Source organism: Vibrio sp. 10N.222.55.C7 (genome assembly GCF_041473335.1).
In the GTDB taxonomy this organism is placed as follows: domain Bacteria; phylum Pseudomonadota; class Gammaproteobacteria; order Enterobacterales; family Vibrionaceae; genus Vibrio; species Vibrio crassostreae_C.
This window is the reverse complement of record NZ_JBFRSC010000050.1, coordinates 1-25614: the sequence shown is the minus strand read 5'-3', so window position 1 is coordinate 25614 and position 25614 is coordinate 1. Positions and strand designations below refer to the sequence as shown.

Below are 25614 nucleotides of genomic sequence, written 5' to 3'. Positions count from 1 at the left end.
ATAAAATAAAACATCGTAATAACGATAGGTTGAAATCCTATTAGCGCGTAGATAGCGCCCCCTCTCCTGTCTATTATTTGGCTCAAGAAATCCAATTCCTGTATCCAAATATAAGGTCACTATCATGACTAACACATTCAAAAAAATGGCACTTCCAGTTGCAATCGCAAGTGCACTATTTGCTTCTGGTTTTGCATCTGCAACGCCAACTGTAGAAGCGACATCGAAAGTCGGCCAAGAACTTCAGACGGCAAATGCTGCGCAATACCAAAACATTGATCTTGATGCTCGCTACAAGAGCGAGGTTCTATTCGAACACAAATCAAACATGTTCTGGGGAAAAGGCGAACGTATTCAAGTTGTTTCTAAAACAGGCGATTCTCTAGCTTACACTGCTGAGTCTGACCATGTTCACCCAATCCTCACCAAGCATGGTCGTAAAATGGACCAAGCAATCATCAAAGTAGATGACAACGTATATCTTGGTTACGGTTTCGGTCTAGATACACCCGTCATGATTGAAGGTACGGACGGCATCATCATTGTTGATCCAGGCGAGTCGGTAGAAATGGCTCAATCGGTTAAAGAACAGTTCCGTCAAATCACCGACAAGCCGGTTAAAGCAATCATTTATTCTCACAACCACATCGACCACATCTCTGGTGTGCGTGCGTGGGTGACTGGCGAAGAAGTGGCATCAGGTGAAGTAAAAATCATCGCTGAAGAAGGCCTAACCGCTGCAGTGGCTAACTGGTCTTCAAACCTAGGTACTCTATTTGGTCACCGTACTTCTTACACAGGTGCTAAGCACGTAGAAGAAGGCGAGCACGGCACAGTAAACGACGGCCTTGGTCCGCGCTTCATGCAAGGTGCTATCTCGTTCATCGAACCAAACCTGCTTGTACCAAGCCAAAGCCACATCGAAATCGAAATTTCTGGCGTGAAAATGCACATCGAGAACGTGCCATCTGAAACTAAAGATGAGTTAGTGGTTTACTTCCCAGACCAGAAAATCCTGCACGCGGCTGAAGTACTTCAAGGTGAGAACTTCCCTAACCTTCACACCATCCGTGGTACTAAATTCCGTGACCCATCAATGTGGTTCAAGGGCATCGACGTAATGCGTAAGTTCGACACTGAGATCATGATTAACTCTCACGGTCGTCCTGTTGAAGGTAAAGAAGCAGTAGCTGACGTACTAACGGCTTACCGTGATGCGATTCAATACACTCATGATCAAACTATCCGTTACATGAACAAAGGTATGACGCCAGACGAGCTAGTTGAAGTAGTTAAACTTCCTAAGCACCTTGCAGAACACCCTTGGTTAGGTGAACACTACGGTACTGTTGCACACGCCGTGCGTCAGATTTACGTAGGTTACAACGGTTTCTTCGAAGCGGATCCATGGCAGCTAGAGCCAATGGCTTACGAGCAACGCGCTAAAGCATTCGTAGAGATCATGGGCGGTCGTGACAACATCCTTACTACTGCACAAGCAGCAATTAAGGCTGAGAACTACACATTTGCAGCAGAAATTCTTTCTTACCCAATCACGGTAAACAAGCAAGATATGGAAGCTCGTGAGATGAAAGCACAAGCTTACAAAGCATGGGCTGCAGACCAAGTGAACATCAACTGGCGTAACTGGGCGCTCAACGCGGCGGCTGAACTAGAGAACAAACGTGACTTCTCTAACATGATCAGCTTCGCTTCTGTTGACGTTCTTACTGCACTACCAAGCAAGCAGATCTTCGACATGATGACTTCAACGCTTATCGCAGAAAACTCGTTAGACGTGAACATGATGCTAACGTACAACTTCTCTGATACGAACGAAGCATTCACTATCGAAATTCGCAACGGTATTGCTCAGTTACACGAAGAAGCAGTGAAAGGCGCAGACGTTCAAATCGACACCACTCGTGCAGTATTGAACCAAATCTTGATTGCAGGTCCAAACGCTCAACAAGTGATTGGTACCAACCTACAGTCTGGTGCATTCACGTTCTCGAATGGCGACATCAAAGGCTTCGGTCAATTCATGAGCTACTTCGATAAGGCAATGACTCCAGAAGAGATCATGCTCATCGTTCGCTAATAATCAAAGGCTGCTAAGGATGGCGAGTCGATAACTTAGGGACCCATTGTGGTCCCTTTATCGTTTATTTATTGGTACAGTTCGCAACCTTAACTCAACGATCTAGGTCTATTGTTGGAGTAAGGAAACTGCCCCGCTTCTTTTAAGGTTCACACATGCTAAAACGTTTTGTTCTTTTGCTTTCACTCAGTTCTTCTCTGGTATTAGCTTGCGGATTACACCAAGAAACCGGATTTAGTTTAGTGACAGAGCCCGGTTCACTGGAGGTATTTGGCAATGTCATCACAGCAAGGCAAGATGACGAGTTCGGAAACCTAGATAAACCGGATCATTTCAAACTGTTTTCGATAAAGTCAGCACTCGCAAAGGCGCATCCGAGTAAGATTGAATTCAACTTATTTGAAGCGATTAAAGGTCACTACAGCCAAATCAGCATTGAAAAAGGCGTGAACATTTCAGGAAGAGACACTTTGCCGACAGAGAACGATTTATTGCTTATTACAGAGCTCGACGTGTTCGATGCATTAGCGAACGGAACGATCTCTTGGGATCAAGCGACACTGAATGGATTAGTGGTAATCAATGGCCCTCAAGACAAACGAGAGCAGCTTGAAGATTGGCTTAGTGATATTTTTGAAGGGTAATAGCTTAAAGCGGGACAGATAAAAAGTCGTCAAACCCTCGGACTTCAGAACATTGAGGGTTCAACGACAAACTTAAATCAAAAAAGCGTAGGCAACGGAATCAACTCCAGTCCCAGCACACCACTGATACTCATCACCACCAGCAGAGACACTTTAAAGACAGTCTTTGACCACTGGATGTAGTTGAGGCAATCAACCTTACGAAACGTCACTTTAGTCCACATAAAACAGACTGCCGCCGACACCGCTAGGTATTCATAGCCCGCATCTCCGAGTAGGAACAGCGCCAACGAGACTGCGCCAAACGCTACCACATAGGCTTTCATGTGCTGATGCGCTTTGTCGACGCCCTCTTTCACCGGTAACACAGGAATGCCTGCATCTCGATAATCTTGAAGGCGGAACATCGCGATCGCGTGCGAGTGCGGCATTTGCCATAAACAGAACATCGCGAACAACAAAACCGCTTCAAGGCTGATGTAATTCGTCACCGCCAAGTAACCCACTAACGGCGGAACGGCTCCCGAAATACTGCCGACTAAAGTGCCGTAAACCGATGTACGCTTGTACCACATGGTGTAGAAAAAGACGTAAAACACATAGCCAAGCAACACCATGACCGCAGAGATCGGATTAGCGAACTGAAACAGCAGCGCTGTGCCTGCTAGCAGTAAAACCAAGGCATAGACGAACGCTACATCTGTATTGATGTTTCCTTGAACCAATTCTCGATTTTGTGTGCGCTTCATCTTTTGGTCGATGTCTCGATCAAAGATGTTGTTCACAACACAACCTGATGCAATCACAAGCCCTACACCCGCTAAAGTCGTCAGTAACAACATCGCACTGGCTGGTTCTGTTTTTGCGGCGAGGAAGAACCCCGCCGCAACAGAAATCAGGTTGCCGAAAATGATGCCCGGTTTGGTAATAGACAAATATTTTTTCAGCATACCTTGGCCTACAACTTCATGTTGACGTTCATGTTGTAGATGATCCATACCGAGCCAGCGATAAGAATCAATACAACAATGGCAGTAAACATCAGTGACACTAAGTTCCAACGCCCATCGGAAGATTTCGCTTCCATATGTAAGAAGTACTTAAAGTGCACAAAGATTTGCACCAGCGCACAACCGAACAAGATCACGTAAGTTTCCGTGTTTGGTAGCGCATGTGCCCACACAATGTAGAACGGAATAATGGTGAGAATTAGTGAAGCAATAAAGCCTTTCACGTAATCCGTTGCACCGCTGTCTAGATGCTGTTCCATTACATCACCCCCATTAAGTACACGATGGTAAATACACAAATCCAAACGATATCAAGGAAATGCCAGAACAAACTTAAGCACTGGAAACGCATCGACATGTTGTCGTTCAAGCCTTTGGTTGAAAGTTGGTGATACGCCACCGCCATCCAGATAAGACCGAACGTTACGTGCAAACCGTGTGTACCAACCAAGGTAAAGAACGCTGAAAGGAACGCACTCTCTTGAGGACCATAACCTTCTGCAATCAAGTGGTGGAACTCATACACTTCCATACAGATAAAGGCTAAGCCCAATACGAAAGTCACTTTGATCCATCGCTTCAGTCCGGTCACGTCTTTGCGCTTCATCGCAATCATGCCAAAGCCGAAGGTGATACTACTGAACAGCAGCATCATGGTTTCGACAAACACGAACGGCAGTTCAAAGATGTCTTTACCTGTCGGCCCAGCGATTGAGCCACTCTCAAGCACGGCATAAGTCGCGAAAAGCGTGGCAAACAGGACACAGTCACTCATCAAGTAAACCCAGAAACCAAACAACTTGTTGCCCGCGGCTTCGTGGTGATGATCATGCGAGTGTGCAAGATCATAAGTGTGTGACGGAGTATTAGCTTGCATACGTCGTCTCCAAATCATCTTTATTTTCGTTGTTATCACTGTCACCGTCAGCGCTGTTACCACGACTAGAATTGTCGCTTTTCACTGACTGTTTCTTCGCTTCTTCAAGCTGTGCACGTCGAGCCGCTTCAATCGCTTTGAACTCTTCAACTTCCACGTAGTAGTCCACATCGTCGTTGTAGCTGTGTTGAATACACGTCACCACGATGCCCACTAGGCTTGCAGCTGCTAACCACCAGATGTACCAGATCATTGCGAAGCCAAATGCCAACGCCCATGCAGACACATAAATGCCTGTCGGTGTGTTCTTCGGCATGTGAATACGTTCGTATTCTTCTTCCTGAGTTGGATCAAACTCACCACTTTGCTTTTGATACCAGAACGAATCGATCTCATCGCCCTTAGGCAATTTTGCAAAGTTATAGAACGGTGGTGGTGACGATGTCGCCCATTCGAATGTACGTCCGCCCCAAGGGTCACCGGTTAGATCTCGGTTTTGGTCGCGGTCACGAACACTTACGTAAATCTGAACGAACTGACACACCACACCCATCGCAATTACGCCTGTACCTGCAGCCGCAACCGCCAGTAAAGGGAAGAACTCAGGGTTGATGTCTTGGCTCAAACGACGTGTCATGCCCATAAAGCCCAGAGCGTAAAGCGGCAAGAACGCCATCAAGAAACCGATGATCCAGCAGTAGAATGCGCGTTTGCCCCAAAGCTCGTTCAGAGTGAAACCGGTCGCTTTCGGGAACCAGTAACCAATCGCAGCAAAACAACCGAAGACAACACCACCGATGATTACGTTGTGGAAGTGAGCAATCAGGAATACCGAGTTATGCAGAATGAAATCTGCCCCCGGAACTGCCATCAATACGCCCGTCATACCACCCACGGTAAAGGTGATTAGGAAGCCCACTGTCCACATCATTGGTGTGGTGAAGCGGATACGACCTTTGTACATGGTAAATAGCCAGTTGAAGATCTTAACCCCGGTTGGGATAGAGATAATCATGGTCGCGATGCCAAAGAAGGCATTCACATTGGCGCCAGAACCCATGGTGAAGAAGTGATGCAGCCAAACCACAAACGCTAAAATAGTGATCGCCACTGTTGCCCATACCAGTGAGGTATAACCAAACAGTTTTTTGCGAGAGAAGGTTGCAGTCACTTCAGAGAACACACCGAAGATAGGCAAAATTAGGATGTACACCTCAGGGTGTCCCCATGCCCAAATCAGGTTCACATACATCATCACGTTGCCACCAAGGTCATTGGTGAAAAAGTGCGTGCCGATGTATCTATCCAAAGTCAGTAACGCGATGGTTACCGTTAGGATTGGGAAAGAGATGATGATCAGGATGTTGGCACACAGAGATGCCCACGTGAATACTGGCATCTTCATCATTGGCATAGACGGAGTACGCATGCGCAAAATAGTCGCGAAGAAGTTCACACCCGTTAACGTGGTACCCACACCGGATATTTGCAGCGCCCATATCCAATAATCGACCCCGACTCCCGGACTTGCCTCAATGCCAGACAACGGCGGATACGCCAACCAACCCGTGCGGCCAAATTCACCTAAGCCCAGTGACATATTGGTTAGGATAATACCCACCACAAACAGCCAGAAGCTCAGGTTATTCAGATAAGGAAATGCAACATCACGAGCACCGATTTGCAACGGCACGATGATGTTCATCAAACCGATAACCAAAGGCATCGCTACGAAGAAAATCATGATCACGCCGTGAGCCGTGAAGATCTGGTCGTAGTGATGTGGCGGCAAATAGCCCGTTTCACCGGCTGCAGAAAGCAATTGCTGGCTACGCATCATGACCGCATCAGCAAAGCCACGAACTAACATCACCATCGCTACAGCAATGTACATGAAGCCCAATTTTTTGTGGTCTACAGACGTAAACCATTCATTCCAAAGGTATTGCCACTTACCGGCTTTGGTTACCGCGTACACCACTAAGCTGCCCACTAAAGCGATCATGGTTAACGTGACCAAAATAATGGGTTCGTGGTAGGGAATTGAGTCTAGAGTTAATCTTCCAAACATGACGATTATCCTTGGGTTTCCGGCAAACAGTTCATTGAACCAGGGTGCTGGGTCACGACATCGGTGAATAAAAATGGTGGGATACTGGAGAACAGAGTGACGGGTTCAGCCACACTTGGCGCAGCCAATGAACGGAACTGCTCCCAATCTTCAATACGATCAGGACTTGCTTTCACTTTCTCCACCCAGTTTAAAAACGCCACTTGATCAGGCAGAGCTGATGCGGTGAATTTCATTTGAGAGAACCCTTTACCACTGTAGTTCGATGCAAAACCTTTGAAGTCACCTTCATGGTTAGCAATCAAGTTCAGCTTGGTCACCATTCCCGGCATCGCGTAGATCTGCGAACCAAGACGCGGGATAAAGAACGCGTTCATGATGTTGTCTGAAGTCAGCTTAAACGTCACCGGTACATCTTTCGGGAACGCAACATAGTTAACCGTCGCAATGTTTTGCTCCGGATAGATGAACAGCCACTTCCAGTCCAGAGAGACCACTTCGATCACCATAGGTTGCACATCACTTTCCAGAGGCTTGGAAGGCTCTAGTTCGTGTGTTGTTCGCCAAGTGATGGTGGCAAGAATCGCGATGATGATGATTGGAATCGTCCATACCACCACTTCGATCTTGGTTGAGTGTGCCCAGTCTGGTGCATACTCTTCCGTGGTATTGCTTTCGCGGTATCGGTAAGCAAAGTAGATGGTCATCAGAATTACTGGGATGACGACAATCAACATCAGCAACAGAGCCGTGATAATCAGCTCTTTTTCCTGAACGCCAACGCTACCTTTTGGGTCGAGCAATGCGGAGTTACATCCTTCGAGCATCAGAACGGTTCCCAGCAAACCAATCTTCGACAAATTTGTCCTCGATAAAATGCGTTTATATCTTGAAGCTTCCATTAACTTTCTCGATGGTTATCCAGCCTCAGAACGAACGCCCGAGTACTGGTTGTCATGGTCATTAGAATATTTATGTGTTGAGCATGTGAAACGCCGCATCTCAAAAAGCAATGCAATAAGGTTCGTTACTGCTGGGTTAAAACCACACAGAAAACATGACTTAATTGTTACACTTTGAAATACATTGTTACATTTGGCGCATTATGAAGAGTTGAAATTGAAAGCTCACCAAACAAACTTGGAAACTAACCTTCCATTTATGAAGACGAAAACTAAGAAGCAGTAAGCGATTAAGACACACATCAATAGCGTGCTACACGGATAGAGCCAGTACTGACAAGGGATTTAGAAAAAGTAGATAAACACTCACTCACCACTAAAGCTCGGGGCAAGCTCAAGGTACATTAGAAAGAGCGAATAAATAGAAGTGTGACGCCCATCAAGATTGTGAATTCACATACCATTTACAAGGTATTCACTGGTTAGATTATTCAAAATACCCACTCATTCACCAGCAAGATAACCAAGCATTCATCGATGTACTACTGTGACGAATTGAAAGAATATTATGACTAACAGAAAGGATAATTTGACTAATTGAGAACGTTATAGCGGTGAAAAGAACAACACAATGGTAGGAATTGGGATGAATTTATCGAGAATAACAACACCATAATCGAGCCAGATACGGCTCGATTATGGGCAATTAAAGAGTAGCTAAATTGAAGAGTAGTTAAATTAAAGATGCGTTAAATTGAAAAACAGTTATGCCGCTTGAGTAGCGATGGTTTTTCGCTGATTTTTAGTCATAAAATGATAAACCACCGGCACAAAGTAAAACGAAATAAGCGTGGTTAATACGGTACCGCCAACAATCGCGACCGCGAACGGAGGCCAGAAACCACCGCCAGCGATGATCAATGGCATAAAGCCGCCAACAGTCGTTATCGTGGTTGAGCTGATATGGCGAGTACACGACATCACAGCTTCAACGACTGCATCTACATTCCCGGAGGAAGCCTCTTTATCGAGTTTCAATTCGGTCAAAATCACAATGGCCGCGTTAATCGCTAAGCCCGCAATCCCAAGCATCGCGATAATCACCGTAAAGCCGAACGGATAACCGAAGATCCATACCGACAACAGCCCTAGTCCACCAGCCAACCCTGCTACCATGAAGATGATGCTGCTCATTCGGAACGAGTTGAATGACATCACCACCACCAGCACCATCAATACCACCACGACTGCGACATTCGAGATGAGGCTGTTGACTGAATTGTCTCGCTCCGCTGATTCGCCACCAAAACCAATGGTGTAACCCGATGGCATCTCATAGCTTGCTAAGCGTTTTTGGAATTCATTAAGTACGGTTTGAGGTAAGACACCCGCTTCAATGTAACCCTCGATGGTATTCACACGCTGCCCGTTACGACGAGTAATCGCACCGCGACTGGTCGTCAATTCCAGTTCTGCCAGCGTCGAAACATTGATCCCTGTTGAGTAGACATCAGAACTGATTGGCAGACGAATATTGCTTAAGTGAACCAAGTTTTCACGCGCCTCATCTGCCACACGAACACGGATTGGTACCGACTCACTGCCTTCAATCACAGAGCCACTTTCACGACCTGTCAGAGTAGTTTGCAGCATACCTGCGAACTGGTTCAATGAAATACCATTCAGCTTTGCGGTGTCTTCATCAACCTTCAACCACACCTTCGGAGTACCTGGTTGCAGCGTTTCCCTTGTGTGCGTCACATGAGGAACACCCGCCAAAATCAATCGCACATCCTCACCAATCGCTTTCAACGTATCGAGGTTTTCACCATAAACACGCAGCTCAACAGGCGCAGTAAATGGAGGCCCTTGATTAAGCTTTCGTACCAAGATTTGTGCTTCCGGCACCTCGTTATCCAACACCTTTTGCAACTCAGGAATCAGCGCATTGGCTTGATCAAAGTTCTCTGTTTTCACCATAGCTTGCGAGAAGTACGGCGCATTATTTTGCCTTGCTTGCAGGTTGTAATAGAAGGATGGGAAGTTTGCGCCCACTAGCCAATCGATACGCTCCACTTCAGGGTAACGATGAATGATATCGTCGATTTTTTCAGAAGTATTTTTAGTGGCGTAAATGCTCGCTTGAGGTGGCATATACACCTGAATCTCAAACATGTCTCGGTCTGATGGCGGGAAGAATTGCTCAGTCAGCTGAGACATACTCCAGTAACCGGTAAACGGTACCAATAACACCAAAGCAATCGTGATGATTGGATGCGTGACGCCAAAGCGAACAGAAGACGAAAACCAACGCCTCAAAGCAGGAATTCTCAAACCCGTCATGTACCAATGGTGCTGCCCTTTCTTGTCGACATCACTGAGTTGTTTCGGCAGTAGCTTGGTCGCTAAGCCTGCGATTAAGGTGTGCGAGATAATGTAAGAGCCGATCAATGAGAAAGAAACGGTAATCGCAATACCACCGACAAATTCACCCGATGCTCCCGGCATCAAGATAATCGGGGCAAACGCCAACACGGTAGTTAAGGTTGAGCCTAATAACGGCACCCATAAATGCTTCAATGCATTCATGGTCGCTTCAGCGCGCTGTTGCCCTTTCAAGCGATAAGCTTGAATGGTATCGACCATCACCACCGCGTTATCAACCATGATCCCGAGCGCCACAATTAGGCCTGTCACCGACATTTGGTTAATCGGTACACCGGTCATTTTCATGATCGACAAGGTCAATAATGAGGTTAACGGCAGAGAAATGGCGACTAAGATCGCGGCACGCACGCCTAAAGTGACAAACAGCACAATCAAAATCAGACCGAAACCGATCATCAAGCTTTTGCCTAAATCGTCTAAGCGAGTCTCGGTATAACCTTGCTGATTAAACAGCACTGTCACCTTAACGTTACTTGGTAACTCTTGCTCAAATTTACCAATCAGAGCATTAGCTCGCGACGTCCAGTTATCGACTCGCAGATCAGGGTGCATTCTTGCCGCGACAATCACACCCGGCTCACCATCAATAATAGCAATCTGGTCTTGTGGGGTTTTCTCACCACGTTTCACCGATGCAATATCTTCCATACGGATGATGTGACCTTTGCTATCAGTGGCTATTGGCACTTGCTTAATGCGTTCAATGGAATCAAGCTCAGACTTAATCTCTAAGCCAAAGCGAGAATAAGTACTCACTAACTCGCCGGCCGAGTTCTTGGCGTCTGCCCCTTCGAGCGATTCAGCGATATTGGCGCTTGAACGCCCTAGAGCAGCGGCATCGGCCGTACGTAAACTGATTTGAATCTCTTCTTGCGGCATCCCGTATTCATCAACGAATTCAGTACCCGACAAAGTTCTTAGTCGCTTGGCGAGCTCTTTGGCATAACGGCCCAGCGTTAACCTATCAGGCTCGCCTGCACCAGACCAAGTTAGCGATGCGATGGTCGTGAAAGCATAGGTATGGTCGCTATCGAGATCAGGCGATTGAGCACCCACAGGCAAAATGGATTCGATATCAGATAACTTGTCGCGAGCTTGGGACCAGACGGGTTCTGGCTCGGTGATGGTGTCATTCAATTCTAGCGTGACAATCGATACGCTCGGCCTAGAGGTTGAGCTCACCAATTTAACTTCACTCAGCTCACGCAGCTTGTTCTCGATTACCTCAGTAACCAAGGTTTCAACACGCTCGGCACTGGCGCCGGGGAAGCTGGTTGTGATGTTCGCGTAACGGTTGATGATTACTGGGTCTTCTGCACGTGGCAACGTCATGAACGCCGAAATACCACTCACCATCAGCAGCGCGGTCATCAAGATAAGCAGTCGAGTGTTGGAAATAGTCTCTATTATTTTCATACTATTACCTACTCAGCCGCACTGACTGGTTTCACGATTTGGCCCGGAACTAAGCGATGTAAACCACTGGCGATGACCTGTTCACCGTCTTCAATCGCCCCACTCACATACGCTTGTTGATTGTTGGCAAACAACACCTCAACACTTCTACGTTCAACCTTATTGTCTTCACCAATCACAAAGATGTTCCACACACCGCGCAATCCATCAATCAAACCCGTTAATGGCACCCAGTAACCTGAGTCATCAATCTGCTCATCAAATTTAAGGTAGGCAAGTTGCCCTTCCAATACCGATGATTGTTCAGGGAATAGGTAACGCAAACCAACACTGCGAGATTGGGTGTCGACCATTGCGCCGGGATTCAATAGCTCCACGGCATAATCTGTTCTCCCAACTCGGATGTTAGGCGAAGAAAGTGAGGTGACTTTTTGCATTTGGTGAGCAGGAATACCGATGAAGGCCTCTTTGCCCTCAGAAGCGAGCAGTGTAAGAGTTGGATTACCCACATTCACCACATCTCCGAGCGAAACAAAGCGCGTCGCGATGGTTCCAGAATAAGGCGCAAGCACTGTCGACTTCACCAATTTCAGTTCATTGCCTTTTACCGATGCATCGATGCGCAACAAGTTCGCCTGCAATACGCGTTGCTCACTGGTGAGAGAATCAATCTCCGCTTCGGCACTGAAGCCTTTCGCTTTCAATGAACGTTGACGTTTAAGGTTCGCTGCCACCAAACTCAATTGAGCTTTGACTTCTTCAGCCTGCGCTTTCAGTTGGCTAGACTCGGTTTCCAAAAGTTGGGTATCCAATCGGATCAATGGCTGACCCGTTGTGACTGTGTCACCGACATCTACCAGAATCTCATTGACCTTACCCGCCAATTCAAAACCCAAATTCGCCTGCTGCCCGGCCTTTACCACACCGACATATTCACGCTGTACCGCATACGATGGAGAGCGTTCCAAAGCGACAGTTTCTACTGTTAAGACTGTCGACGCTGCACTACTCGATTCCACTGCAGCATTATCTGCATCGGATGCTGTCTCGGCTTGTGTATTTTCGCCACATCCAACAAGAAAAGCCGACAACGCCACTGCCACTGCGCTTCCCTTCATCAATTTATACATACGTACTGTTCCTATGCGGTACTCAATTATGTTCTTTTTTTAGACTAACCAAATCAAACTAGACTGTCTAGTTTGATTATGTTAAAAATAAGTTTCATGGTTAGTGTTTGATAAAACCATCACAAAAAGCATAATGCTTAGCGCCAAATGAGACACCTATAGCGGAGTATCAATAGGCACTAAGCAAAGAGACAAGCTAGGTAACGACCCAACACCAAGTAACGAGAAGCAAGCACGTGACAAAAATCATCAAGAGTGAACAGAAGAGATCGCAGATCTTAACCGCAGCCAGCCAACTTTTCTCTGAACATGGCTTCAAGATCAATATGGATCAAATAGCCAAAGCAGCGAACGTTTCCAAGCAAACGGTCTACTCTCACTTTAAAAACAAAGACGAGCTTTTCGAAACCTGCATGCAAACTAAGTGTGCCGAGCGCGAACTCAGCCCTTCTGCTTTTGATATGAATGCCACTTTGGAAGACGAATTGGTGAAGTTTGGTGTGAAGTTTCAAGATTTGTTACTTGATGAGCAGTCCAGACAGACCTTTCAAAATGCTGTGAGCCAATCCAACACGCACCCAGAGATCGCCTCTATCTATTTAGAAACTGGGCCTCAGAAAACCACCAAATTACTTGCTGATTATTTGCAGTCGAAAATAGACTCTGGTGATCTCACACTGTCGACATCAAGCTCACCAGTCATTGCAGCACGCCAACTGTTGCTGATGTTTCACGGCAAATCGGCGTATTGGTCATTCTTCGGTCACGATAGCGGAGAATCCGAAGAAGAAAGGCTTCACTACACTCGCGAATGTGTCGCGCTATTCTTGAACGGCAACCAGCCTCGTTAATTGTAGCTCTATCTTTGAATAAAAAAGGCACAGAGAAATTCATCCTCTGTGCCTTATCAATCATCAGTCACTCTCAGCAATAACAGCGATCGGTTTATTGGGTATGTTCCACAACGATCAGCTCATCGGTATTGAAGCCACGCTCTTTCGACATGGCTTTAAACTTCTCCATCACTTCTGGTGCGACTTCAGGCGTTCTTGCGAGTAGCCATAAGTAATCAGTGTCGGGCCCAGAAACAAACGCGTATTGGTAGCCCTCTTTGTCTAATTCAAACACGACATAAGCGCCGTAGAAAGGGCCAAAGAAAGACACTTTCAAATAGCCTTGTTCAGAGCCCTCAACGAAGTACGCTTTTCCTTCCGCTTCGTTCCACTCACCTTCTTCCGCCGAATAACCACGGTTAATCACCTTCACGCCGCCATCATCACGAAGGCTGTATTCAGCGCTGATGTTGTCTAAGCCACGCTCAAACGAGTGATCCAAACGAGCCACTTCGTACCATTTCCCTAGGTATCGTTCCAACTCAAACTGTTGAACAGGCTTTACCGTTTCGGGCATGCCAACACAACCACCCAATAAGATCACGCTAAGCAGCAATAATATTTTTTTCATCCTAACCTCGACTTGTTTTTATTAGTAATGCGAGTAAGTCTCTTGAAAACATAAACTTACATCCTTGGTAATACGTTAAATCCATTTTTATAGCTCACTTAACTGTAATTTATTCAGAACCTTATGTGAATTGTTTAGTCTGCGAATGGATTCGCAATCCTTTATTGACGAGCTGTATTCCCACAACCACCTCAAAAGGCACTGGAATTACATTCAAACAAGAGAGCAACCAAGGACACTTTATTATTAAAAATTCACGATATGATTCTCGCCACTCGCTTTCTATACTTACTAAACCGTGGAACATGGAAGACATAATAATGAATAACAAGCTCACTCTGCCACGTACTGCATGGATAGCATTACTCACAAGCTTATCGGCCGTAGCGCCGGTGCTTGCACAAGCCAACACCGTTGTCCAAGCGCAAACAGCAGTTCAAACACAAACACCAGTTCAAGCGCAAACATCTGTTCATAACCAAAGTGCTGACCAGATCTTTATCAATGCTGATATATACGGGCATCGTGAGTCGGACTCGATCGTTACCCACAAAGGCAAGATCATCTTCATTGGTAACCAATCACAGGCGCAAACTTTTCAAGGGCAAAGCACTGATGTCATTGATTTAGACAATGCCTTTGTCCTTCCGGGATTTATTGATAACCATAACCATGTGTTTGAAGCCGCCTCAGAGCTGGGTGGCAATTGTGAACTCGACTCTGAAGCAACGTTAGAAGAGCAAATCCCCTACTTAGAAGCGTGTAAGATCAATGCTGATACCGATGGCAGAGGTTGGCTTATGGGCTATGGTTTTTCTTTGGAAGCGACGCTCGATAGCGACTCTGACTACACGCCACTAGAGATCATCGACAGTGTCTTCCCTAATCGCCCCGTGGTGCTTATGGAGCAGACTTCACACTCGATGTGGGTCAACTCAAAAGCACTAAAAATCGCTCGAATCAGCCAACAATCTCCAGACCCACAAGGCGGTGTTTATTTAAAAGACCAAGACAGCAGCAAGCTCAATGGCATCTTGCTAGACAATGCTGGCGATCAAGTGATGGAGATGGCTTGGAATAGCCAAAGTGAACTGTTTGAGCAAAGCTACCAAGGCTTAATGTTCGGGCTTGAGGAAGCGGCAACCCACGGCATCACCACCATTGGCGACGGTCGCATGTATTGGAAACGAGGTTGGTATGACGTTTGGCTAGAGGCCGAGCAAAATCAAGACTTAACGGCGCGAGTATCGCTACGCCCTTGGGTGTACCCATCGATGGTGATGTCTTCTCAATTAGAAGTCTTTGAGAAAATGCATTCCGACGATAAAAGCCATCTGTTACTTGTCGATCAGGTGAAAATGTACAGTGATGGCATCTTTATCAATGGCACCGCCAAAACACTCGCGCCCTACTTAGATACTTATCTACCCCAGTCTCCTAATGGCTTGAACTATATTCCGCCAGAACAAATGAAAGAATGGTTAACTGCGCTCGAGAAAATCGGCTTTAGCGCCCACATTCATGCGATTGGTGATGGAGCGGTTCGTGAATCTCTTGATGCGATAGAAAGTATTCGCAAACAAGGTTCAACCAAACCCTACACCCTAACCCATGTCGAATTAATCAATGATGAAGATGTGCCACGCTTTCGCCAGTTAGATGTAACTGCAGATTTCCAAGTTGGCCCTGATTACGTTGCAAGGCATCAACACCAATGGGCTGAAGCTTTCCTAGGTGCTCGCCGTGCTAAAGCCATGATGAACCTCGATGCAATACTCAAGACCGACGCGAATATCACCTTAAGCAGTGACTGGAACGTACACGACATCAACCCTTTAGTCGGCATCGCGAACAGCTTAATCATGGGCCAAACCGGCCTAACCGATATCTACACAGCCATCGACGCTTACACGCTCAATGCCGCCAAAAGTCTTGGAATTGAAGATGTAACAGGTTCTATTGAGGTAGGCAAATCCGCTGACTTCGCCATTCTCGACCGCGACATCACCACAGTATCAGCAAGACAAATCGCTAAGACTCAAGTGTTGATGACGGTGTTACGCGGGGATGTGGTTTACGAAAAATAAAGCCAATTCGCGTATCGAATTGGTTATCGCAACTCAAACGAAAACGAGCCAGCTTATTCAGCTGGCTCGTCTGTTATTCACATTTGTATTTTAGTTCTATTACGCGTTGGTCTCTTTAAGCGCTTTCACATTTGAATCTTGCTTGTCATCAAGAGCAAAGTAGATTTTCGACACAATCACTTCAGCAATTAGAATCGTAAATACCACAGCAAAGAAAGCAACAACACCGTTCCAAGGACCTGTAAAGCTCACCTTGTCACCGAACAATAAGTTAATCGCTTCTAGCATGACAAACTTCGAGCCCACCAAGATAATGTAAGTGGTAATCGCTCGGTAAACCTTAGGTGCAGTACCCGGCTTGCTTTTAAAGTGCTCAGCAATCTTATGTTCTAAGCCAATAGAAAGCTTCAATAGTAGCTGAAGCAACAATGCCGCTATCAAAGAGATAGTGAAAGACTCGATATTCACAAAGTCCCAGTACTCATCAAAGAAGTTAAGAACCACTAGGTCCACCAGCACAGCTAACGTGTAACCTACGAATAGACGTTGTGGTGTATTGAATCCGTAAACTTTGTCTGAATTAGTCATGTTGTCTCTCTTTAATTTGATAAGTAGCCTCGATTTGAAATACATCTTAGCGTTCGAATCAGAACAAAACTTACCATTTGGTGACATCATCCCCTTTCCATTCAAAATTGTTAATCTTTATTGGTTGATCATTTTCTGTACCAATAATTCTCTTTCCTCTATACAGCAAAACTCAAAAATATAGAAAAGTGCGAAAAGATAAGTCTCGTCACTGCTTGTCACCAAATGGCAATTTTAAAAATACTGCACCGCCTATGATGGCTCCATCAGCGACACACACTCATTTCCAAAAGGTGCAGACTATGAAAAAGCTAATCACTAACGCGAACGTATTTAACGGTGTTGATAACAACCTAATCGAGAACGTATCTATTCTTATTGAAGACAACTTGATCACTCAAATTGGTGAGGTTGACGCTACGTTAGCCGATGAAATTATTGATGCTCAAGGTGGCACAGTAATGCCTGGCTTGATTGATGCCCACGTTCATATCACGCTATCTGCGCCTTTCAATGTGATTGATACTATGACACGTGAAGAAGTAGCGATTCGCTCAGCAAAGATTTCTGAAGAGATGCTGATGCGCGGCTTTACCACCATTCGTGACGTAGCAGGTAACACGCTTGGTCTTAAGAAAAGTATCGATAACGGCTACGCAACTGGCCCACGAATTCTCCCTTCAATGGCGGCAATTTCACAAACCAGCGGTCACTCAGATTACCGCCAAAACCAAGCACAAGAGCGTTTGGCTAATGGGCACGAAGACTCGCCAATGATGAAGCTTGGCGCAATGAAAGTGGCAGATGGCCGTTCAGAAGTATTGAAAGCGGTACGTGAACAACTGTTTATGGGCGCGTCACAAATCAAGATCATGGCTGGTGGCGGTGCATCATCAACTTTTGACCCGCTAGACACATTGCAATTTACGTCTGACGAGATGAAAGCTGCGGTACAAGCCGCTTCAGATTACGGTACTTATGTTGCTGCGCACATTCACACTTCCGATGCAATGCGCCGAGCGGCAGAAGCGGGCGTGATGTCTTTCGAACATGCGACCATCATGGACGACGATATTGCAGAGATCATTAAAGAGAAAGGCATTTGGGTGATTCCTTCTTACTTTACCTCTTCATTGATTGCAGAGCGTAAGATCCCGCTGCCAAATGAAGAGACATACCGCAAGACAGAACGCGTAGGCAAAGCGATGTTCAAGTCAGCAGAACTGATTAAGAAATACGACATCCAGAACATCGCTTTTGGCACTGACTGTGTGGGTGAGACCAACGTTCATGCGACACAATTGAATGAGCTTGGTGCGATTGAGCAAGTATTCGATACCATCACCGCACTTCGCATGGCGACATCAAACTGTGGACGCTTGTTCGAGATGTCGACCTATCAACACCCATACCAAGAAGGCAAGTTAGGTCAGATCGTTGAAGGCGCGTATGCCGACCTATTGATCATCGATGGCAACCCACTGGAAAGTGTTGCTTGTGTCGCTAACACAGAGACACAAAAATTGATCATGAAAGACGGTAAGGTGTACAAAAACACGCTTTAGTGTTCAATATACTCACTAAGTAATGAAACCTCTCAGGCAAGCAAGCGAACTTTATAGTCGTTTGCTTGCCTTTTTATTAAGCGCTGTTTTATTGCTACTATTAAACTCAGGTTATTGATTTATGGATAAATCGGGGTGGGATAAGGATGAAATTAGAATGAAGCTATTACTTACTGCACGCTTAATCAGCACAGTGCTATTACTCAGTTCACTGCTGTCAGGGTGCGGTAACTTTAGAAATCTATCTAATGAGATACAAGCCATCGACTCCATAACCAATCAATACATGGTTACCTTGAATCAACATGCCTCCGGTTCTGCCGTGGTGATTGAACAAATCAAAGACATTAACAAAGGCGAGGTTGATGGCTACGATGGCATCATAGACAGTGACAGTATTCACTTACATGTATCGAATAACATCCACTACCTACTTATCTTTGAAGATAAGAATCAAGACCTTACCCTACAAGCCGATGAAGCTTTCAGTGTAATCAACCTACGTGATCACCAAGACAGATCAACAATAGAAGTCTCACTAACGGTTAATGAGAGTGAAGCCCCAAGAGCGTTTGTTGATCGTTCACTATCTTCACTGTTAAAAATCGAATTGGATTTGATCGACATAGGCACAGTCGTGAGCTTGGAAGCTCCACCTTTTGACAGAAAAAATGGCAAACTCGGCATGTGGCAGCCGCTGACCTTTTTGCTCGAAGATAACGCTGGGCTCTACTTTCTGTCAGAGTTCGACCCAAACAAAATCCCGATCTTGTTTGTGCATGGCATCAACGCCACTGCGTTAGATTTTGCCCCACTGATTGAAAAAGTCGACCAATCTAAATATCAGATCTGGGTCTTTAACTATCCTTCAGGCTTGTCTCTGGCTTTGAACTCCAAAGGCCTGAATAACCTCATGCACACGGTGTTAACGGAATACAAAATCCAACAATTACATGTTGTGGCACATAGTATGGGCGGGCTTGTCGCCACCAACAGTCTTCGCCAGTGCCGTATTGGGCAGCTATGCGATTTTGTAAGCAGCGTAGCCACCATATCTTCGCCGTTTGGTGGTGTCGAGTCTGCTAAACAAGGGGTCGAGTACTCTCCCGTAGTAATGCCTGCATGGGTTGATTTAAATCCAGACGGGAAATTTATCGCTGACTTATTAATTGACAGCAGTAAGATTCACATTCCCCACTTTTTAGCCTTTGGTTATAACTCGGGCGACCTATTTAATACCAACAGCAACGATGGTGTGATCAATTTATCAAGCCAATTGTCGCGCCCAGCCCAACTCCACGCGTCACAAATCCTCGGCTACAACGAAACCCATTTGAGCATCTTAGATAACGATGACCTTTTTGAAGACCTGTCCGAGTTTTGGTTAAGAGCTGAAGAAGCACATTGATTTATGATTCGGTGCACTAGGCGGCGTAGGTAAATCAGATATTAAAATTGGAACGCTTAGGCATTCCAATCTTTTGGGTGAAGCGTAATGTTTTTCTGAATTGAGAGCATTGATATCCTGTGCGTTCGGGCTGATTTCGAACACCCACCCCCTCTAACTCCCCCTCCAATTAAGTTTATCCCCCCTCTAGATTGACGACCGAGGGGGAGAACCTTCTTTAGCGCTGAATGTGTAACTGCACATGTAACGATCTGTATTCAGTTCCTCCCCTTTCTACGAACCACAATGGATTGTAGATACTGATTAAGGGGAGGCTAGGAGGGGATTTTTAGTAGGACTAACACGGATTTGCCCCATTGTGTGTTTCGATCCCACTAAGCGCTACCGACTAACATGACTTTTTCAAAAATAAAACTAATACAAAAAGTCAATTGCTATATACCAGATTGGCTCAACTCATTAGTTGAAATTCACTAAACTTAGCAAAATTAGGTGTGTTTGAACTACCACTAAAGGTATAAAGCATAAGTCCTTTTGCTTGGCCGTTTAATGTCTTCGCAGAGCCAATGACTTGCCAAGAGCGTTTTTGATTACATTCCAAGAACGCAGTGATAGTACCATCATTTTTTTCTATCTTAACTGAGGCTGTCGTGCCTTCAAATGTGCTAAGTTGTTTGATCTCTGGTTGACCATTTTGCTCTACAACAAACACAATGGAAGGCTCGCCCATGAACATTTCTTTACTAATTTTGATGTAGTTATCGTTGTCCCAGTAAATGCCTAGGCCAGCTTGTTCAAATGGCAAGGTTGGCTCTAAGGTGATGGTTACTTCTGCGCTATAATTGGGTTGAGATACTGGGTAGATGAAAATGTTATCCACGTCACTTGAACCCGCGCCAAAAATATTGCCCTCTTGCACTTGCATCGACAACAGCCCGTTATCAAATGACCAATGGCTTGGGTTCTCATTTTGAATGTACCAGTCGTTTAAATTCTTCATTTCGGACTCCTTGGGTTTAGATCATGCGTTGGCGAAGGCTATAAAAAATATCTTCAAGGTCGCCAAGTTTTTGCTGCTCTATGCGCTTTATCTGTTGCTGCACCGTGTCATACATGAGCTTATTGTTCATGTCATTCAGTGTCGCATAGTGGTGGGTACGACGACCTAAAATAAAGTTATTTTGATCGTTTTCGTTCATCAACATGAAGTGATCAATGGTACGTAAAAACGCCTCTTTATCATGCGGAAATTGTCCATTGAGTTCCGTCAGCAAATTTATCCCATGATAATTACCGTAATTGCTTTTGATGCCATCTAATTGGCTGATCAATTGAAATTGTTCTTCCAACATCTCACGCTCTGAAAGTGGCGTAAACTGGCCGTTTTGAACCATATCATCCAACTCAGTACCAGGTTTTAGCGCTAGCGATAATATTCGGATCTCCTCAGGATCAATCTGGTTTAATAGCTGGGCAGTCTGTGCGATATGGTGCTCGGACAACGCCTTCCCACCTAAGCCAAGAATGATGAATGTCATCATTTTCATACCCGCCTGCTTCGCGTACTCGGCTGATTTCAAAATTGACTTAGGGGTGATCCCTTTTTTCATCAACTTGAGTACCTCAAGCGAGCCCGACTCCATACCGCAATACAGCATGTTTAACCCTGCATCGCAGATAGCCCTCATCTCGGCTGGAGACTTTTTAGTCATGGTTTGAGCTCTGCCATATGAGCTAATTTGTGTGAGCTCCGGGAACGCCTCTTTTAGTGTATTGAGCACATCCAGTAAATCGTCCGTTTCCATTGCAAAGGAATCACCATCTTGCAAAAAACAGCTCTCAAACTGTCGGTTTTTATAGAAGGCTCGTGCCGCCCAGATATCACGTTTGATCTCTTCGACAGGACGAATAGAGAACTCCATCCCTTCAAACAGAGTACAGAACTTACATTTATTCCACGGGCAGCCTTGTGTTGTCCGTATCAGCAAACTGTCTGCTTCAGAGGGTGGGCGTATTGGACCTTGTTGAAATTGTATCTGTGTCATGGCTTATCTATCCATCAATGAAATCAATAAGCGCATGCTACGTAATTTAAAGCACAGTAAAAACTGGGGCTAGTTTGATTTATTATCAAATTAAAATAGACAATCCATTATCAATCTATTTTTGATAATAAATCAAATGGGAGGTTGTTTATGGATGTGAATGCGTGTCGTACTATACATCCAACCCAACAAGGCAGCGAAGGCATCGTTTGATAAGCTGCATAACGTTATGATGAGGAATACCCTATGAGCAAGTTAACTATCGTTGCAAACATCGTTGCTAATGAAGACAAAATTGAACTAGTAAAAGCAGAACTGCTAAAACTAATCGACATCACACGCGCTGAAGAAGGCTGCATTAACTACGACCTTCACCAAGATAACGAGAACCCAGCACACTTCATGTTCTACGAGAACTGGACTTCACGTGAACTTTGGCAGACACACATGGCAAACACGCACCTAGCCGAGTACATGGTAGCAACAGAAGGCTCAGTGGCAAGCTTCACGCTAAACGAAATGACGCAAATCGCATAAATAGTTTTTGATTCTGTAGTGTTTGGAAGGAAGGTCATCATGACCTTCTTTTTTTGCCTGTCGATGTAGTGAAAATAATGATTATTGATATCTGGTTCTATCTAGCTGCGATACCTGCTGTGTTCTTTTATGGGATGGGAAAAGGTGGTGTTGGAGGGATTTTGGGTATGCTCTCGGTGCCATTAATGGCAATGAGTGTTTCGCCTGTCCAAGCCGCTGCTATTCTATTGCCACTTTTATGTGGAATGGATCTAATGGCGCTGTTTTATCATCGTAAAAATTGCAATTATGCCGAACTCAAAGTCATGATGCCTTTTGCTGTGTTAGGGGTTATGCCCGCTTCTTACTTCATGGGCAGCCTTCCGACACACATTGTTGAACTAATGATTGGTGGATTGGCGCTGACTTTTTTGGGGCAAAAATTATTGTTGAAGCAATCAGGTTCACCTAACCGAATCAAAGGCTACGCATTAAACCTATTATCAGGTTTTTCGAGTACGATAGCTCATGCAGGGGGACCGCCAGCAAGCATGTATTTGCTACCCAAGAAACTGCCTAAAGAGCAACTTATCGGCACCAGCGTTGTGTTTTTCGCTGGGCTTAATTTTGTTAAGTTAGTCCCATACAGTTATATGGGACAACTCGATACACAAAACTTGATGACATCACTCGTGCTTGTACCTATTGCATTTATAGGGGTGAGAACCGGTGTTTGGTTGGTTAACATCATCTCTCAAGAGCTGATTTACAAAATCAGCTACAGCGTATTATTCATTACGGCTATAAAAATGTTGTACTCCGGAGTCGCTACGTTATAAGCCATCGTCAGTATCTTATAGCGCTCTTTTTTCTGCTAATTGCTCAAGTATCACGTTCGTTCTCTCTCTAAATAAATCTCTTAACAGCCGAACCGTTGGTGTGATGGACTGACGGCTCGGACAAACCAACCAGAGTTCAGTCGGCGTTGGTTTGTACTCCTTCATAATACTAACCACTCGACCTGCTAAAAGGTCATCAGACATATCAAGGCACGATTTGATTGCCACACCTTTACCTGCAACACACCAACGCCTCACCAGATCCCCATCATTCGAAGCTCGATTGCCTTTCAGTTTTACCTTATGAGTCGTACCCTCATGACTGAATAACCACTCATTTTGTAACACATCGTGCAATTGATAAAACAACGCATTGTGCTCAAGCAGATCGTTCGGCTGTGTGGGGGCTGGATTTTCCGCTAAATAGCTAGGGCTTGCACACAGCACTCTCTGTACATCACAGATTTTAAAGCCATACATATTGGCATCGGTTGGTGAGCCATAGCGCACAGCCATGTCGACAGAATCACGGTAGAAATCAATATTGCTATCGCTAATACTTGAACGCAGTGAGACATTCGGGTATTGCAATAAAAACTCATCTAACCAAGGAGTAATAAGGTTACGCCCCAAATCAGACGATAGCGCGATACGAATTTCACCATCAATAATGCCCAAGTCTTCATGCATATTCATTTTGGCCTGCTCAAGCATCTTTAGCGCCTCTTGACACTGAGGTAAATAACGCTCCCCAGCAGAGGACAATCGCAAGTGACGGGTTGTACGGACAAAAAGCTCCGCGCCCAATGATGCCTCAACGCGCTTTACCGCTGCACTCGCTGTGGCGGTACGCATATCTAAACTGGTTGCCGCTGCGGTGATGCTGCGAAACTCCGCGACTTTTAAAATAACCTGTAAATCTTCTAAGAGCATGATGAGACCTTTACCAGAAAAAGGGACAGCAGTATTTGCTGCGTTTCTACTATTTATAAAGCAGTCTTGACGACAGAACAATCTGCATTCAAATTATTTTTGATAATAATTCAAATTAAAACCTGTTTTTCATTGTTAATAACTCGCCTATCATAACTTCATTCAAACAACCCCGGATAAACACAAGACCTAGCGCATAACGTTTATGATTATCAATTTATTTTTGATAATATTTAAAAAATAATTAGATAATCAATGACAATTCTTTGTCTACACTGATTGGTATTGCCAGTGCTCACGGCAATCTCCAGCAATAAGGTATTGTTTTTTTAGGGTTATTATTGTTGTTAACAAGTAGAGAGATAAAGGAAATAAAGATGACTAAATTGACTATTGTTGCAAATATTGTTGCGAACGAAGATAAAGTTGAACTGGTTAAAGCAGAGCTATTAAAGTTGATTGATATCACGCGTGCTGAAGAAGGCTGCATTAACTACGACCTTCATCAAGATAACGAAAACCCAGCACATTTTATGTTTTATGAGAACTGGGTATCTCGTGAACTGTGGCAAGTTCATATGGGTAATACTCACCTTGCAGAATATATGGTAGCAACAGAAGGTGCTGTAGCAAGCTTTGTCGTGAACGAAATGACACAGGTTGGATGATATGACGCACCAAATAATTAAAGATCTGGAGCAACGTTATACTGCTAAACGATACGATGCGACTAAGCGTATTCCGCAAGAAGACTTAAGTGTGATTTATCAGGCTATTCGTCTATCAGCGTCTTCAATTAACTCTCAACCATGGAAGTTCATAATAATTGAAAGCAATGAAGCCAAAGAACGAATGAACAAAACTTTCAAGAACAAACACCAGTTTAATCAGCCACACATTAATGCAGCATCACATATTATTTTATTTGCTCACAATACTCGCTATACGCGTGCAGACTATGAAAAAGTTGTCGATAAAAGCATTAAAGACGGTAGATTAGATCCTGCAAATCGTGAACAAGCATTTGGTGGGTTTGCATTTGCCGAGTTAAACACGAGTGAATCAGGTGATACAACTGCATGGACAAAAGCCCAAACCTACCTTGCATTAGGTAATACTCTACATACTTTAGCACGATTAAATATCGATTCCACAACGATGGAAGGTGTTGATTCAGATCTAATTGGTGAAGAGTTTGAAGAGGAACTTGGTGGCTATCAATGCGACGTTGCTTTGGCGATGGGCTATCATCATAAAGATGAAGATTACAATGCAAATTTACCAAAGTCGCGCTTAGACCTTGATACTGTTTTGACGGTTTTGTGAACCTAATGACCTATCCTGAAATGGACTGACACTTGTCAATTTTAACGCTTGATGTCGTTTATCGAGCGTTATTTGAAGAAGTATGTGGTCTAAGTTTATTGTTGTGGGTAGGTGAATTGAGCCATTACATTAGCGACTTTGCAATACCCTAAATAATCCGTTAAACGCTAATTTACCAATCTATATAGCTCACTTATGTCCAAATCCCATTTAGACGCCCAATAATTAAAAAAGGTTCATCGCG

22 protein-coding genes are annotated in these 25614 nt (G+C 44.8%); 10 read left to right on the top strand and 12 right to left on the bottom strand.

The features are described 5' to 3' along the window. The first annotated feature begins 124 nt into the window (after positions 1–124). Both AB4482_RS17330 and AB4482_RS17325 read left to right on the top strand, forming a co-directional pair. Positions 125–2101: an alkyl sulfatase dimerization domain-containing protein gene (locus AB4482_RS17330; RefSeq protein ID WP_372110973.1), complete on the top strand. Its 1977-nt coding sequence runs from the start codon at positions 125–127 to the stop codon at positions 2099–2101. A 155-nt stretch (positions 2102–2256) separates the two neighbouring features. Further along, the gene (locus AB4482_RS17325; protein WP_017060200.1) at positions 2257–2745 is read left to right on the top strand and encodes a hypothetical protein; all 489 of its coding nucleotides are present in this window, start codon (positions 2257–2259) and stop codon (positions 2743–2745) included. Positions 2746–2822: 77 nt separating this feature from the next. On the opposite strand, the gene cyoE is transcribed toward AB4482_RS17325, so the two are convergent. The 7 genes from cyoE to AB4482_RS17290 form a co-directional block, all read right to left on the bottom strand. After that, positions 2823–3743, bottom strand: a complete 921-nt coding sequence (gene cyoE, locus AB4482_RS17320; RefSeq protein WP_372103794.1) for a heme o synthase — start codon at positions 3741–3743, stop codon at positions 2823–2825. Then, the gene (gene cyoD / locus AB4482_RS17315) at positions 3704–4015 is read right to left on the bottom strand and encodes a cytochrome o ubiquinol oxidase subunit IV (protein ID WP_372103797.1); all 312 of its coding nucleotides are present in this window, start codon (positions 4013–4015) and stop codon (positions 3704–3706) included. Before cyoD ends, cyoE begins: the two co-directional genes overlap by 40 nt. After that, positions 4015–4632 carry a cytochrome o ubiquinol oxidase subunit III gene (cyoC, locus tag AB4482_RS17310; protein WP_010439790.1) on the bottom strand — a complete coding sequence of 206 codons (618 nt, stop codon included), beginning with the start codon at positions 4630–4632 and terminating at the stop codon, positions 4015–4017. Before cyoC ends, cyoD begins: the two co-directional genes overlap by 1 nt. Beyond that, complete coding sequence (cyoB, locus tag AB4482_RS17305; protein WP_372181317.1) at positions 4622–6703, bottom strand: cytochrome o ubiquinol oxidase subunit I; 2082 nt, start codon at positions 6701–6703, stop codon at positions 4622–4624. The genes cyoC and cyoB overlap by 11 nt, the downstream gene beginning before the upstream one ends. Positions 6704–6708: 5 nt before the next feature. Then, positions 6709–7605 (bottom strand): ubiquinol oxidase subunit II, encoded by an 897-nt coding sequence (cyoA, locus tag AB4482_RS17300; protein ID WP_372128327.1) that lies wholly within the window; start codon positions 7603–7605, stop codon positions 6709–6711. Between the two features lie 765 nt (positions 7606–8370). Further along, the gene (locus tag AB4482_RS17295; protein WP_372181316.1) at positions 8371–11469 is read right to left on the bottom strand and encodes an efflux RND transporter permease subunit; all 3099 of its coding nucleotides are present in this window, start codon (positions 11467–11469) and stop codon (positions 8371–8373) included. 8 nt (positions 11470–11477) lie between these two features. Continuing rightward, positions 11478–12599 carry an efflux RND transporter periplasmic adaptor subunit gene (locus tag AB4482_RS17290; protein WP_372181314.1) on the bottom strand — a complete coding sequence of 374 codons (1122 nt, stop codon included), beginning with the start codon at positions 12597–12599 and terminating at the stop codon, positions 11478–11480. A 236-nt stretch (positions 12600–12835) separates the two neighbouring features. Here AB4482_RS17290 and AB4482_RS17285 point away from each other — a divergent pair, with 236 nt between their 5' ends. Continuing rightward, entirely contained in the window at positions 12836–13450 is a 615-nt protein-coding gene (locus AB4482_RS17285; RefSeq protein WP_102393158.1) for a TetR/AcrR family transcriptional regulator, read from the top strand. 94 nt (positions 13451–13544) lie between these two features. Here AB4482_RS17285 and AB4482_RS17280 read toward each other — a convergent pair whose 3' ends face one another. Next, a complete protein-coding gene (locus tag AB4482_RS17280; RefSeq protein WP_017060193.1) occupies positions 13545–14063 on the bottom strand; it encodes a lipocalin family protein in 519 nt (172 codons plus the stop codon). A gap of 320 nt (positions 14064–14383) precedes the next feature. Between AB4482_RS17280 and AB4482_RS17275 the strand changes: the two genes are divergently transcribed. After that, positions 14384–16150 carry an amidohydrolase gene (locus AB4482_RS17275; RefSeq protein WP_372181312.1) on the top strand — a complete coding sequence of 589 codons (1767 nt, stop codon included), beginning with the start codon at positions 14384–14386 and terminating at the stop codon, positions 16148–16150. A 99-nt stretch (positions 16151–16249) separates the two neighbouring features. On the opposite strand, the gene AB4482_RS17270 is transcribed toward AB4482_RS17275, so the two are convergent. After that, complete coding sequence (locus tag AB4482_RS17270; protein ID WP_372174620.1) at positions 16250–16738, bottom strand: hypothetical protein; 489 nt, start codon at positions 16736–16738, stop codon at positions 16250–16252. Positions 16739–17040: 302 nt separating this feature from the next. Here AB4482_RS17270 and AB4482_RS17265 point away from each other — a divergent pair, with 302 nt between their 5' ends. Together AB4482_RS17265 and AB4482_RS17260 are read left to right on the top strand one after the other, a co-directional pair. Beyond that, the gene (locus tag AB4482_RS17265; protein WP_372181311.1) at positions 17041–18303 is read left to right on the top strand and encodes an amidohydrolase family protein; all 1263 of its coding nucleotides are present in this window, start codon (positions 17041–17043) and stop codon (positions 18301–18303) included. Positions 18304–18460: 157 nt separating this feature from the next. After that, positions 18461–19711, top strand: a complete 1251-nt coding sequence (locus AB4482_RS17260) for an alpha/beta fold hydrolase (RefSeq protein ID WP_102321374.1) — start codon at positions 18461–18463, stop codon at positions 19709–19711. 451 nt (positions 19712–20162) lie between these two features. Here the strand turns inward: AB4482_RS17260 and AB4482_RS17255 are convergent, their stop codons facing one another. Beyond that, complete coding sequence (locus AB4482_RS17255; RefSeq protein ID WP_102281779.1) at positions 20163–20711, bottom strand: DUF1349 domain-containing protein; 549 nt, start codon at positions 20709–20711, stop codon at positions 20163–20165. 16 nt (positions 20712–20727) lie between these two features. Further along, complete coding sequence (locus tag AB4482_RS17250) at positions 20728–21756, bottom strand: radical SAM protein (RefSeq protein ID WP_372181309.1); 1029 nt, start codon at positions 21754–21756, stop codon at positions 20728–20730. Positions 21757–22002: 246 nt separating this feature from the next. Between AB4482_RS17250 and AB4482_RS17245 the strand changes: the two genes are divergently transcribed. Continuing rightward, on the top strand, positions 22003–22293 hold the full coding sequence (locus AB4482_RS17245) for a putative quinol monooxygenase (protein WP_372181308.1): 291 nt from the start codon (positions 22003–22005) through the stop codon (positions 22291–22293). A gap of 77 nt (positions 22294–22370) precedes the next feature. Then, complete coding sequence (locus AB4482_RS17240; RefSeq protein ID WP_372181306.1) at positions 22371–23111, top strand: sulfite exporter TauE/SafE family protein; 741 nt, start codon at positions 22371–22373, stop codon at positions 23109–23111. Positions 23112–23126: 15 nt separating this feature from the next. On the opposite strand, the gene AB4482_RS17235 is transcribed toward AB4482_RS17240, so the two are convergent. Then, positions 23127–24044 (bottom strand): LysR family transcriptional regulator, encoded by a 918-nt coding sequence (locus tag AB4482_RS17235; protein WP_274682197.1) that lies wholly within the window; start codon positions 24042–24044, stop codon positions 23127–23129. 377 nt (positions 24045–24421) lie between these two features. On the opposite strand from AB4482_RS17235, the gene AB4482_RS17230 reads away from it, so the two are divergent. Next, positions 24422–24712, top strand: coding sequence for a putative quinol monooxygenase (locus AB4482_RS17230; RefSeq protein ID WP_372181304.1), 291 nt, complete (start codon positions 24422–24424; stop codon positions 24710–24712). A gap of 1 nt (position 24713) precedes the next feature. Continuing rightward, positions 24714–25370: a nitroreductase family protein gene (locus tag AB4482_RS17225; RefSeq protein ID WP_136974670.1), complete on the top strand. Its 657-nt coding sequence runs from the start codon at positions 24714–24716 to the stop codon at positions 25368–25370. Positions 25371–25614: the final 244 nt, after the last annotated feature.